At 49.8% G+C, this 12381-nt stretch carries 13 protein-coding genes; 5 read left to right on the top strand and 8 right to left on the bottom strand.

The genetic code is table 11. The features are described 5' to 3' along the window. Positions 1-23: 23 nt before the first annotated feature. From ACSF8X_RS03790 to dusA, 3 genes are all read right to left on the bottom strand, one after another. Positions 24-662, bottom strand: a complete 639-nt coding sequence (locus ACSF8X_RS03790) for a TIGR04219 family outer membrane beta-barrel protein (RefSeq protein ID WP_047881162.1) — start codon at positions 660-662, stop codon at positions 24-26. Positions 663-790: 128 nt separating this feature from the next. Continuing rightward, positions 791-1051: an envelope stress response protein PspG gene (pspG, locus tag ACSF8X_RS03785; RefSeq protein ID WP_338048482.1), complete on the bottom strand. Its 261-nt coding sequence runs from the start codon at positions 1049-1051 to the stop codon at positions 791-793. A gap of 281 nt (positions 1052-1332) precedes the next feature. After that, on the bottom strand, positions 1333-2370 hold the full coding sequence (gene dusA, locus ACSF8X_RS03780; protein ID WP_047881163.1) for a tRNA dihydrouridine(20/20a) synthase DusA: 1038 nt from the start codon (positions 2368-2370) through the stop codon (positions 1333-1335). A gap of 788 nt (positions 2371-3158) precedes the next feature. Here dusA and zur point away from each other — a divergent pair. The 3 genes from zur (at position 3159) to ACSF8X_RS03765 (ending at position 4565) form a co-directional block, all read left to right on the top strand. After that, a complete protein-coding gene (gene zur, locus ACSF8X_RS03775) occupies positions 3159-3602 on the top strand; it encodes a zinc uptake transcriptional repressor Zur (protein WP_047881164.1) in 444 nt (147 codons plus the stop codon). Between the two features lie 28 nt (positions 3603-3630). Next, entirely contained in the window at positions 3631-4095 is a 465-nt protein-coding gene (locus ACSF8X_RS03770) for a chemotaxis protein CheX (RefSeq protein WP_047881165.1), read from the top strand. 260 nt (positions 4096-4355) lie between these two features. Further along, positions 4356-4565: a cold-shock protein gene (locus ACSF8X_RS03765; protein ID WP_047881166.1), complete on the top strand. Its 210-nt coding sequence runs from the start codon at positions 4356-4358 to the stop codon at positions 4563-4565. Positions 4566-4636: 71 nt separating this feature from the next. Here the strand turns inward: ACSF8X_RS03765 and pgi are convergent, their stop codons facing one another. After that, positions 4637-6289 (bottom strand): glucose-6-phosphate isomerase, encoded by a 1653-nt coding sequence (gene pgi, locus ACSF8X_RS03760; protein ID WP_047881167.1) that lies wholly within the window; start codon positions 6287-6289, stop codon positions 4637-4639. A gap of 290 nt (positions 6290-6579) precedes the next feature. Between pgi and ACSF8X_RS03755 the strand changes: the two genes are divergently transcribed. Further along, complete coding sequence (locus tag ACSF8X_RS03755; protein ID WP_500850729.1) at positions 6580-6999, top strand: secondary thiamine-phosphate synthase enzyme YjbQ; 420 nt, start codon at positions 6580-6582, stop codon at positions 6997-6999. Positions 7000-7056: 57 nt separating this feature from the next. On the opposite strand, the gene ACSF8X_RS03750 is transcribed toward ACSF8X_RS03755, so the two are convergent. From ACSF8X_RS03750 to ACSF8X_RS03740, 3 genes are read right to left on the bottom strand one after another with little or no spacing between them, the layout of a single operon-like run. After that, entirely contained in the window at positions 7057-8313 is a 1257-nt protein-coding gene (locus ACSF8X_RS03750) for a BamA/TamA family outer membrane protein (protein WP_500850728.1), read from the bottom strand. Positions 8314-8331: 18 nt separating this feature from the next. After that, complete coding sequence (gene alr, locus ACSF8X_RS03745) at positions 8332-9411, bottom strand: alanine racemase (RefSeq protein WP_500850727.1); 1080 nt, start codon at positions 9409-9411, stop codon at positions 8332-8334. A 46-nt stretch (positions 9412-9457) separates the two neighbouring features. Further along, positions 9458-10855, bottom strand: coding sequence for a replicative DNA helicase (locus tag ACSF8X_RS03740; RefSeq protein WP_047881171.1), 1398 nt, complete (start codon positions 10853-10855; stop codon positions 9458-9460). A gap of 207 nt (positions 10856-11062) precedes the next feature. Here ACSF8X_RS03740 and ACSF8X_RS03735 point away from each other — a divergent pair, with 207 nt between their 5' ends. Further along, on the top strand, positions 11063-11818 hold the full coding sequence (locus ACSF8X_RS03735; RefSeq protein WP_053062611.1) for a DUF481 domain-containing protein: 756 nt from the start codon (positions 11063-11065) through the stop codon (positions 11816-11818). A 76-nt stretch (positions 11819-11894) separates the two neighbouring features. Here ACSF8X_RS03735 and rplI read toward each other — a convergent pair whose 3' ends face one another. Beyond that, entirely contained in the window at positions 11895-12347 is a 453-nt protein-coding gene (rplI, locus tag ACSF8X_RS03730) for a 50S ribosomal protein L9 (protein WP_047881172.1), read from the bottom strand. Between the last annotated feature and the right edge of the window lie 34 nt (positions 12348-12381).

Genomic DNA, 12381 nt, shown 5'->3' with positions numbered 1-12381 from the left:
GTTGGCATTTGAGCAATCAAACCTTAAAAGTTGATTTCAGCACCGGCAAACCAGCCATCAGACTTAAACTGACCGCCCTTGTTCACGAAATCAAAGTCATAATCCATCACGCGGTAGCCCGCACGAAGATTAAGATCAACAGCAACCATAGACAGAGACCATTTCACACCAGCCTGACCGTCAACAATGCTCGTACCGTCGTAGTCACCTACGTTTAGATCACCAAACACAGATACAGGTGTCATCGGAATACCCACTTCTACATTACCGTAGATAGTTGGCTGCCATTCGCTGAACGACTGGCCGTAGAATTTGCCCGAGTTGAACTGGGTCATCGTCAAACCTAGATCCAAAGCAATCGCATCGTTATCCAGGATTTCATAATAAGCGGTGTAATCTGTTTGGTTGAATGACACAGCACCGTTGTCGACGTCGGTATAACGAAGGCGTGCATTCGGAACTAGCGGAATAAAATGCTCAAGAGCAACGTAATAAGAGCCAGTTGTATTGCTCTCGCCGTCAACTTTGTTGTCATTGATCTTCGCGTCAGTAAACCAAGCATCAGCACCGACTTTCACGCCTAGCAAGGTAGCCGCCTGGGCCGGAACTGCGGCCGCCAAGGCAACAGCTGCTGCCACTGCAGAAAGCGCAATTTTGTTCATGTTGAGTCTCCGCTCTTTATATTGGTATTACAAAATAGGCGGAGACTATACCAAAAGCAGGTTAAAAAAACCGCATTTCATTCTATTTGCCAATGATTTATTGCTGTTAATAACCACTTCACCTGTCATCAGTACCGATCACTATCGCGAAAACGGCGCTGGCGGCTAAAACGCCCCTGGCACGTTCCACCCTGGTTACGTCGGTAAGCCCATACGACAATGGCAATAAGCAATAACCAAGGCAATAGCTTCAATACCATCCCTACCATGCCCGCCAATGCCATAACAACAAAGCCAACAGCCACCGCCAAACACACACCGGCAATGCTGACCCCGGTAAAGACCAAAACAAAAGCAAACGCAGCAACAAACAGTAATTCGATCATCATAATCCCTCTTCCCAATTGTAATAGCCGATCTAATGCATTGTTTAAGCCATCTTTTCAACAACAAAACAACCAATAAAAAATCAACGAGTTACAACAACACAAGGCAAAGCCAGATCTGCCACCGTCAAAAACATGGTCACTTTCGCCAACTTTACTGGCGAAAAAAGCCATCTTGTAATGTTCAAAGAAAGAATGACTGACACACCAAAATAGAGAGCAATAAATAGCAAAAAGGCCAAGCAATGCTTGGCCTTTTAAAATCAAAATAACTGTATGCTCAGTTAAACATCAAGATGGGCTGGGATTTTAGCCAGAGCCTGCTCAAGCACTTCAATCCCCGAACCAGGCTTGTGGGCATTTTCGCTGATATGACGGCGCCACTGGCGAGCTCCAGGCATATTCTGGAACAAGCCCAACATATGACGGCTGATATGGTTTAGGTAAGTACCGTTTGCCAATTCACGCTCGATATATGGATACATTGCCTCGACGATTTCGCGGCGCTTTTTCACCGGCTTGTCGCTGCCAAACAAACGCTGGTCGATCTCTGCCAATAAATAAGGGCTTTGATAGGCTTCACGACCAACCATTACGCCATCCATATGTTCTAGATGGCCAATAATTTCTTCCATGGTCTTAACCCCACCATTAAGTGCCATGGTCAAATGAGGAAAATCACGCTTAAGCTGATAAACACGCGGATAATCCAGCGGTGGGATTTCACGGTTTTCCTTAGGGCTAAGGCCGCTTAACCACGCTTTGCGCGCATGAATCGTAAAGTCTCGGCAGCCACCTTTTTCGCTCACAGTACCGATGAAATCAGTAAGAAATTCATACGAATCCTGATCATCAATACCAATACGAGTTTTGACAGAAACGGGAATATCAACCACTTCACGCATAGCCGCAACAGCCTGAGCAACCAAATCAGCCTCACCCATTAGGCAGGCACCAAAACGGCCATTCTGCACACGGTCTGACGGGCAACCTACATTAAGGTTGATCTCGTCATAGCCACGCTCCTGGGCCAATTTTGCACAGGTAGCCAAATCCGCAGGGTTCGAGCCCCCCAGCTGAAGGACTAACGGATGCTCTTCTTCGTTATATGCTAGGTAATCGGCTTTACCGTGAATAATCGCGCCCGTAGTCACCATCTCGGTATACAACTGGGTACGTTCGCTAATTAACCGGTGGAAGTAACGACAATGACGGTCAGTCCAATCCAGCATTGGTGCAATAGAAAAGCGACAATCAGGGTAGGCCTTTGCCTCTGTTTCGCTATTGGATGGTGCACTCACAACCACTGTACGTTCTGTCATCGAAAACCTCATCATCGACATGCTGCATTGATCATCCTATCTAGCCTGAGCCAGACAGATAGGCTTGCCCAACGGCACGCCAGTTAAAAATTAGACGCCGGATTCTACCCTATTACCGCCTTTATCCCCAAATTTTCAGAATAGCGGGTGTTCTAGCATGCCGACAACACCTCAAAAAAAGCCATCACAAAAACCAAAAAGATACAAGCAGGCCAATCAAAAACAAATTAAAACGCTTATAAATCAAAGCTATAAACTAAAATCACTGTAATGCGTACAGCTTTTTTAGCTTTAGTACAACAATAGGCCAAAAAGCTGCACATCATTATTTTAAGTTTCTTTTTCAATGCTTTACGCGCAAGATACGTACTCCAAAAACACAACATTCATATTTTTGGTGCTTTTCCACAAAAAAGCTGCACTAACACAAAGCAATCAAAAAGAACATAGCAACCTAAATACTAAACGCAAAAAGAACACCATAGGCTTAAACAATTAATAATAAAGGAAAAACACTCTCCTCGAACAGAGAAAGGTTCATCATGAAAAAAGCCCAAAAAGCTGCACGCGATCAAAAAACTTTTAAAAACAGTTAGTTATAATAAACACAATAAGCGACCGTCAAGGTGTGCAGCATATAGCTGATTTTTTAACTATAAGGTGTACATGGTGTAGGTGACCTAGCACACGCTTTTTCCTACCTATATGGCGCAATTTTTCCTAACAACAGTACCTTTGTTGGGAGATATGATAGAATGCGATACTTGTCGCTTGTATTTTGAGGTTATATGGCAAATAAGAGGCAGTTGCTGACTAAAGCACAACAACTCTGTGAGCACCGAGGCGTGAGGCTCACACCTCAACGTCTCAAGGTACTGGAACTGATCATCGAACATCATAGTTCCATCAGTGCTTACGATCTGCTTGATCAGCTCCGTGAGACCGAGCCACAAGCGAAACCACCTACGGTTTATCGGGCATTGGATTTCCTCCTAGCCCAAGGTTTCGTCCACAAGGTCGAGTCGACCAACAGTTATATAGCCTGCTGCTTGCTGGAACATGCCGATCATTGCTCCCAGCTACTTATTTGCGATAGATGTGGCGCTGTAGAAGAGTGCCATGATGAAGAGCTCGCCAAACTGCTTCGCCACCGAGCCGAGCTACGCGGCTTTGCTGTCACCCATCATGTCCTTGAAAGCCATGGTGTTTGTCAGCAATGCAATAATCAGTAACTTCCACTCAACAAAATTATAGTTAGTTATGCGTGCAGAATTCGTAAATCCTTTCCTAGCCTCTTTGCTGAATGTGCTCAAGACCATGGCCTCCATGGAACTGGCACCGCAAAAGCCCAGACTCAAACGCGACGAAGTCGCACGAGGCGACGTTTCCGGCTTGATCGGTATGGTCGGCCCTCAGACAAAAGGCTCAATGTCGATCACATTCGAAGAAGGGCTGGCGCTGGAGATTATGCAGCGTATGTTGGGAGAGCGCCCGAACGCCATCAACGAAGAAGTCACTGATATGGTTGGTGAAATCACCAACATGGTAACAGGCGGGGCAAAACGTAGCCTAGCCGACAAAGGCTATGACTTCGATATGGCAACCCCGGCCGTTGTGGCTGGTCGAGGCCATACGATTGCTCACAAATGCGAAGGCGCCATTATTATCATGCCTTTCGATTCTGAGTATGGAAAAGCATACATCGAGATTTGCTTCGAAGGATAATACCGCCTAATAATGATCAGACAGCCGGCATAGATCCGGCTTGATCCTGCGCCTCGTTCACACTATCAAACTTATCACTTTGATTTTTATGTGAACCGACCATCAATATCGAACAAAAAACTACCAACTATAATCTTTCCGATCTAGACTCAGTATGCTGCATAGGCATCAAAACACCTATAGTTCAAGTGTCGTGCCGCATGAATTCGCTTAACCAACGGCTAAGCAAGGGCATCACAATTCAAAGGAAAGATCGTAACATGAACAAACTGACTGGAACCGTAAAGTGGTTCAACGATGAAAAAGGCTTTGGCTTTATCTCAAGTGCTGATGGCAAAGACGTATTCGTACATTTCAGTGCAATTCAAGCTCAGGGAAGACGTACCCTACGTGAAGGCCAGAGTGTAGAATTTGTCGTGATTGATGGTCAGAAAGGCCCACAAGCCAGCGAAGTCATTGCGCTGTCTTAATCCACAGACACTTAAACAATATAAAAAAACGCCGCTATAAAGCGGCGTTTTTATATCCCATCAGCAGCCTATTACTGGCGCCACTGTTTAAACGCGTTGATCAAGCCATTGGTCGAACTGTCGTGGCTAGCTACAGTCTCTGCGCCATTTAGCTCAGGTAGGATCTGGTTAGCCAACTGCTTGCCAAGCTCAACACCCCACTGATCGAAACTGTAGATATTCCAGATAACACCCTGAGTGAAAATCTTGTGCTCGTACAGTGCAATCAAAGAGCCCAATACTGCAGGCGTTACTTGCTTCACCAAAATCGAGTTGGTTGGGCGATTACCGTCAAATACCTTGAACGGTACTAGCTCGGCAACCTCTTCCAGCGTCTTGCCCGCGGCTAGGAATTCCGCTTCAACCTGCTCTTTGGTCTTACCAAATGCCAACGCCTCAGTCTGAGCAAAGAAGTTAGCCATCAGTTTAGGATGGTGATCACCCAGTGGGTTGTGGCTGATTGCAGGAGCAATGAAATCACAAGGGATCAGCTTGGTACCCTGATGGATTAGCTGGTAGAACGCGTGCTGTCCGTTCGTACCCGGCTCGCCCCAGATAATCGGGCCAGTCTGATAATCAATCGGGTTACCGCCACGGTCAACGCACTTACCGTTAGATTCCATGTTGCCCTGCTGGAAGTAAGCAGCGAAACGGTGCAGGTACTGGTCGTAAGGTAGAATTGCTTCAGATTCGGCACCGTGGAAGTTGTTGTACCAAATACCAATTAACGCCAAGATAACCGGAAGGTTCTGCTCAAGTGGTGCCTCAGCAAAGTGCTTGTCCATTGCGTGAGCACCATCTAGCAGCGCGACGAAGTTGTCAAAACCGATAGACAGGCTAATAGACAGACCAATAGCCGAGCATAGTGAGTAACGGCCACCTACCCAATCCCAGAACTCGAACATGTTGTCGGTATCAATACCGAACTCGGATACCGCTGTTGCATTGGTCGACAACGCAGCAAAGTGCTTGGCGACATGGGCTTCGTCTGATGCTGTCGCCAAGAACCAATCACGCGCCGTAAGGGCATTGGTCATGGTTTCCTGTGTCGTGAAAGTCTTAGAGGCAATCAGGAACAGGGTTGTTTCCGGGTTAAGGCCCTTCAGGGTTTCGGCAACATGCGTACCATCAACATTCGATACGAAATGCATGTTCAGGCGAGTCTTGTAAGGCATCAGCGCCTCAGTGACCATGTATGGACCCAAATCCGAACCGCCGATACCGATATTCACCACGTCTGTAATTTCTTTACCGGTAAAGCCTTTCCACTCACCATCAACGATGCGAGCAGTAAACGCCTTCATTTTTTCCAACACCGCATTAACCGCAGGCATCACATCTTCGCCATCCACGATGATTGGCGTGTTGCTACGATTACGCAGCGCAGAGTGAAGTACCGCGCGATCTTCCGTCTTGTTGATCTTCTCACCGCTAAACAGATCAGCGATGGCTGCCTTAACTTCAGTCTGCTCGGCAAGGTCGAACAGCTTAGCCAATGTCTCCTCGGTGATCAGGTTCTTAGAGTAATCCAGCAAGATCTCTTCGCCGAAGTGGGCAGAAAACTTACCGAAACGCTCGCTGTCCTGAGCAAACAGCTCACCCAGTTGCAAATCCTGTGCATCTTCAAAGTGCGCAGTCAGCGCTTTCCACGCGTCAGTTTGGGTTGGATTGATGTTTTTCAACATGGTGAAATTCCTGATTTTTAGTTGTTAATCCATTAGCCTTGTCAGAAGAATCCAGCAATGGATTTTCCAACACTACGAATGTTGTTAAACCGTGCTGCCCCTAGTTTAGCTCATGCCAACTGGGCGTCTATATTTTTGTAATTTTACAACTTATGAATAATTATGACCTGATGGTATACCTACAGTCATTGCGTCAGGTCACGAAAGCAAAGAGTAATGGATACAGCTAAAAGTGTGAACCCTGTTATATATTTCTCTTTTTTAATCATCCTAATCGCTAGGAGTTCGCCATGTGGTACCAAAAACAACTGACACTGCGCGCCAGAACACGGGGCTTCCATCTGATCACTGATGAAATCGAACAACAATTACCAGAACTCAAACAAATCGAGATAGGACTGGCTCATCTATTCATCCAGCATACTTCGGCAAGCCTCACCATCAACGAAAATGCCGACCCAACTGTGCGCAGTGACATGGAGGCTCATTTTAACCACAGCGTTCCCGAGCGGGCCTCCTATTACCGTCATACGTATGAAGGGGATGACGACATGCCGGCACACATCAAGGCATCGTTGCTCGGTAACAGCCTAACCCTGCCAATAAGCCACGGTCGCCTGGCCCTAGGAACATGGCAGGGAATATACCTTGGCGAACATCGAGACCACGGCGGAACCCGCCGAATTATCGTGACCTTGCAAAGCACATAACAGAAACAAAAAAGGCGGGGCACTTCAGTCCCCCGCCCTCATTATGCATTAATGACATTAAAATGGCTGGTTGATCATGACCCTAAAGATACTGTCTTCGCTACCCCATGCCATCTCGGTGCGAACCACAACCCCTTCTACCTGAAAACGGATCGCGCCACCCGCGCTCCACTTCATGTCGCGGTGAAGTTCAGCCAAATCATATTCACCGGCCACGCGGCCAACATCGGCAAACGCAACCCACTGCCACCAAGGAACATCATACCACTCAAACACCGGCCACTCCTTAAGCGGCTGCCAGTCTGGCAATATACGGTACTCCAAGCTATAGCTCAGTGCTGAACGATCAGCATAGCGCCCGCTGGCAAAGCTACGCAAGCGATACAGCCCACCAAGCCGCATCCCCGCATAAGCGGGCGGTCGACGAAAAACCTCATGACCATTCACCGTATCCGTCTGATTCCAGCTCGGGGTATCACCAGTGTACACGTTAAAAGCGATAACTTGTTGGTCGAAGACTTCGCCAAGCGGCCCTGCATTCCAAAACCAACTCTGGTTGAGCTCCCACTTCCACCAGCTCGGGCGATCGCTGCCCCCGGGATCAACCGATACCGAAAATTGGCTCCGGCTACCATCGGTCGGATTACGGGTATTGTTGCGATTATCCCAATCAAAGCGAGTCTCTAATCCCCATACCGACGAAGCCTCGCTAAATCCGGCTGGCGCAATCTCGCCCATCGGCAAATTGGCAAATTCTCGACTTTGATAAAATGGCCGCAGCTCAATGGTACTGACCCCGCTTTGCCACGGTACATGCCCGGTCAACTTGCGTCCAGGTACAAATGCAGCCGACACACCTCGGCTTGCCCCCGCCCCTATCGGCAACACATAGCGCATCGACAACCGATACTGCGACTCGCTTGCATCGGCAACGACCTTGTCCTCTGCCGATGAACCATTGCCTGTAGCGTCACCCAAAAAGTAATCAAATTGCTTAAATTCGGCAGTATACAACTCCGCACCGAACAACCAACGGCTTTCAAGACTGTAGGTATAATTACTGGCTCCGAGATACCCAAGCCAAGTCCCTTTATCGGTTACCAACCCGGCACCCAACAAGGCCGCTTGAGGTTGCCCGGCCCCTTTCAGCACCCCGGCCATACCAATGGAGAGCCCCATCGCATCGGTCGAAAAAATAAAAGGGACCACCGCGGAATCCGGCTCCCAAGTAGGCCAACCATCAGCAAATGCAGATATCGGATGTGAAAAAGCCGCAACCAATGCTGCGGCTTTCAATAATTTTATGTTAGGCAACTCTGTATTCGTCCCTTGTTAAACATAGGCCATCGTAACTCGAGAGGTCAGCTTGGTGACGAGTTCATAGGCAATGGTACCTATATGCTCGGCCACAATTTCTGCCGGCAGCCCTTCTCCCCACAAGACGGCCTCGTCACCGACCTTGTCGGCCGAATCCGGCCCCAAATCCACCGTCAGCATATCCATCGAAACCCGGCCGGCCATCGGCACGATACGGCCGTTGACCAATACCGGCGTCCCGTTCGGGGCCGTACGCGGATAGCCGTCACCATAGCCAATGGCAATAACGCCGACCTTGGTATCACGCTCGCTGGTCCAAATACCGCCATAACCGACCGACTCGCCCTTTTTCACCTCACGCACCGCAATAAGGCTAGAGGTCAAGGTCATCACCGGTTTCAGATCATAGGCGGCCGCCAAGCGATCTGGCTCCACGAACGGCGATACACCGTACATAATGATGCCTGGGCGAATCCACTCCATATGGCTATCTGGCCACGCCAATATACCGGCAGATGCCGCCAGCGAGCGCTCGCCCCGACAACCTTGGGTCAGGGAGGTAAATGTACTGATTTGCTGGTGAGTCACATCGCTGCCCAAATCATCGGCACAGCCAAAGTGGCTAATATAGCGCAACGGCTTGGCAACGTTAGCACAGGCATGTAGACGCTCGGTAAACCCTGCCAGCTGCTCAGGGCGAACCCCTAAACGGTGCATCCCGGTGTCAATCTTCAGCCAAACCACCACCGGGCTTTCCAGCTCGGCCAGCTCAAGCGCTTCGAGCTGTTCAAAGGAATGAACAACGGTATGGATATTGTTGGTCACCAAAACAGGCAGATCAGAGGGGGCATAAAATCCCTCAAGCAACAAAATCGGCTTGACCACCCCATCAGCCCTCAGTGTCAGGGCTTCCTCGATCCTGGCAACCCCAAACCCATCCACATCGGGCAAGCTCTGGGCGACATGGCCGAGGCCATGGCCATAGCCATTGGCTTTCACCACCGCCAGCACCTTGCTGTTCGGCGCTTGGGCGCGGATCTGACTGACATTATGGGTCAGTGCCTGGGTATTGATATACGCGGTTGCCGCTTTCATCGAAAATCCTATTTATTTCTTCCGGTTATCCGGAGCTACTGCTAGATCACTCGTCGTCGTAAGCTGGGCCCTGATAATTATCAAAGCGTGAGAACTGCCCTTGGAACGTCAGGCGAACCGTACCGATTGGACCATTACGCTGCTTACCGATAATAATTTCGGCGATCCCTTTGAGGGCACTGTCCTCATGGTAAACCTCGTCACGGTAAATGAACATGATCAAGTCAGCATCCTGTTCGATCGCGCCCGATTCACGCAAGTCGGAGTTCACCGGACGTTTATCGGCACGTTGCTCCAACGAGCGGTTAAGCTGCGACAAGGCGACCACGGGCACGTTAAGCTCTTTGGCCAGGGCTTTTAGAGAGCGGGAAATTTCCGCGATCTCCAAGGTACGGTTATCCTGATAGCCCGGTACCCGCATCAGCTGAAGGTAGTCCACCATGATCATGCTCAAACCGCCATGGTCCCGGGCGATACGGCGGGCACGGGAGCGAACCTCGGTCGGGGTCAGGCCAGAGCTGTCATCGATGTACATGCTCTTCTTTTCCATCAGCAGACCCATCGTCGATGAAATACGCGCCCAATCCTCGTCTTCCAACTGACCGGTACGGATTTTGGTCTGATCAACCCGTGACAAGGAGGCCAGCATACGCATCATGATCTGTTCCGCGGGCATCTCGAGCGAGAAGATCAGCACAGGCTTGTCCTGCTCCATGGCCGCGTTTTCGCACAGGTTCATGGCGAAGGTCGTCTTACCCATCGACGGACGGGCGGCGACGATAATCAAATCCGACCCCTGAAGGCCGGCCGTTTTCTTGTCGAGGTCGGTAAAACCGCTCGAGACCCCCGTCACCCCGTCTTGCGGTGACTGGTAGAGCAGCTCGATTTTTTCCAGGGTCTTTTCCAAGATGGTTTCGACGCTCTGGGGACCTTCGTTCTGCGAGGTGCGCTGCTCGGCAATGGCAAAGACTTTACTCTCTGCCATATCGAGCAACTCTTCGCTGTCGCGGCCCTGGGGATCATAGCCCGCATCGGCAATTTCGTTGGCCACGCTGATCATATCGCGGATCAGAGCCCGCTCTCGGACAATCTCAGCATAGGCCAAAATATTCGCCGCCGACGGGGTATTCTTGGCCAATTCAGCCAAATAGGCGAAACCACCAACGTCATCAAGCTGGCTAGAGCGCTCAAGGTGCTCCGATAATGTAATCAAGTCCAGTGGCTGGCCCGACTCCAACAGCAAGGCCACGCTTTCGAAAATAATCCGGTGCGGGCGGCTGTAGAAATCTTTGGCAACCACTTTCTCTGCCACCACATCCCACTTCTCGTTATCGAGCAGCAGGCCGCCGAGGACTGATTGTTCAGCCTCCAGTGAGTGGGGAGCCATCTTGATGGCATCCATCTTGGCGTCTTTATGAGGGTTCGGTTTGCTTTTCTCTGCCATAGGAATTGAAATCATTGCCGGAAACTAGGCCGAGCATTATACCCTAGTCCACCTCTCAATATAGCCTCCTCGGCAAATTAACCCCCCCATCATAGACCTTGCAGAGCGAATGCCCAGAAGCCCTCTTCTATCTTGACCAAAAGCTGACAGAAATGCGCTATACTTGCGCGCTGATCCCGCAACCACTCCCGTCACCAAGGAGGCCGCTTGGCACGCTACCTGCCAATTCTTTTGCTTGTCACCAGCATCCATGCCTACGCAGAGGATGATGACCGCCCAACCCGTATTCCGCCGCCTTGGAGCAGCGAAATCGAACTCGGCTACCAATCGCTCGGAGGGAATTCCGACTCGCAGACGCTCAATACCCGGCTGGCAGCCACCTACGTCAAAAACCAGTACCGACATACCGGAGAGGCCAAGTTCCTGCTGGCTGAAAAGGACGGCGAAGAGGACAAGCGCAAGGGCTCGCTGGAGCTGCAAAGTGACATGAAGGTTAACGAGAGAACCTATGTGCTTGGCAACATCAGCTATATCGATGACCGCTACGGGCCCTATTTTATCGACTTCACGCTCGCAACCGGTATCGGTTACCAGCTGATCCGGCGTGAAACCCTGCAGGTGGAAGTAGAAGCCGGCCCCGGCTATCGCCATCAGGAGCCCAATCTGGACGAAATTGACGACGACGATATCATCTTGCAGGAAATCGTCGACGAGCCGATCCTCCGTGGCAGCACCAAGCTGACATGGAAACCCACTAAGGATATCGAGCTCAATGCCCGTATTACGGGAATTGCCGGCAACAGCAACAGCACCATGGAAACGGAGCTCAACCTGACTACGGCAATCAACGATCATGTCGCCATCAGGATCAGCAATACCCAGAAGCTCAACAGCTGGGTGCCCGACGGGCTGGAAAAGCGCGACTCGGCAATGACGGTAAACCTGCTGTTCAAGATCCAATAACAAGCCGCAAAAGCTCAAATAACAGGTATAAAAAAACCAGCCCGAAGGCTGGTTTTAAATATCAAACAAAACGTTATTAAGCTTCAGCTACAACGTTTAGTTTAACAGTTGCGAATACGTCAGAGTGCAGCTGGATGCTGATCTCGAATTCACCAGTTGTACGTAGTGCACCTTCAGGTAGGCGAACTTCGCTCTTCGCTACTTCAACGCCAGCTGCAGTGATTGCATCAGCGATGTCACGAGTACCGATAGAACCGAATAGCTTACCTTCGTCACCAGCTTTAGAAGCGATAACTACAGCTTCAAGCGCGTTAACTTTCTCAGCACGAGCTTCAGAAGCAGCTAGTTGCTCAGCAACTTTTGCTTCTAGTTCAGCACGACGTACTTCGAACATTTCAACGTTAGCTTTAGTTGCCATAACTGCCTTGCCCTGTGGGATTAGGAAGTTACGAGCGTAGCCAGCTTTAACGTTAACCTGGTCGCCTAGGCCACCTAGGTTACCGATTTTATCAAGTAGAATAACTTGCATTATCTTGTCCTCTTAAACTTAATTAAACCGCTAC

Source organism: Photobacterium panuliri, from assembly GCF_059920555.1.
The sequence above is the reverse complement of the archived record's forward strand: the minus strand, read 5'-3'. Positions and strand labels throughout refer to the sequence as shown.

Excerpts from the sequence above, each read along its gene's own strand:
- rplI (WP_047881172.1), bottom strand. The coding sequence starts at position 12,347 with ATGCAAGTTATTCTACTTGATAAAATCGGTAACCTAGGTGGCCTAGGC.
- dusA (WP_047881163.1), bottom strand. The coding sequence starts at position 2,370 with ATGACAGAACGTACAGTGGTTGTGAGTGCACCATCCAATAGCGAAACA.
- pspG (WP_338048482.1), bottom strand. The coding sequence starts at position 1,051 with ATGATGATCGAATTACTGTTTGTTGCTGCGTTTGCTTTTGTTTTGGTC.
- ACSF8X_RS03755 (WP_500850729.1), top strand. The coding sequence starts at position 6,580 with ATGTGGTACCAAAAACAACTGACACTGCGCGCCAGAACACGGGGCTTC.
- ACSF8X_RS03770 (WP_047881165.1), top strand. The coding sequence starts at position 3,631 with ATGCGTGCAGAATTCGTAAATCCTTTCCTAGCCTCTTTGCTGAATGTG.
- ACSF8X_RS03765 (WP_047881166.1), top strand. The coding sequence starts at position 4,356 with ATGAACAAACTGACTGGAACCGTAAAGTGGTTCAACGATGAAAAAGGC.
- pgi (WP_047881167.1), bottom strand. The coding sequence starts at position 6,289 with ATGTTGAAAAACATCAATCCAACCCAAACTGACGCGTGGAAAGCGCTG.
- alr (WP_500850727.1), bottom strand. The coding sequence starts at position 9,411 with ATGAAAGCGGCAACCGCGTATATCAATACCCAGGCACTGACCCATAAT.
- ACSF8X_RS03740 (WP_047881171.1), bottom strand. The coding sequence starts at position 10,855 with ATGGCAGAGAAAAGCAAACCGAACCCTCATAAAGACGCCAAGATGGAT.
- ACSF8X_RS03790 (WP_047881162.1), bottom strand. The coding sequence starts at position 662 with ATGAACAAAATTGCGCTTTCTGCAGTGGCAGCAGCTGTTGCCTTGGCG.
- zur (WP_047881164.1), top strand. The coding sequence starts at position 3,159 with ATGGCAAATAAGAGGCAGTTGCTGACTAAAGCACAACAACTCTGTGAG.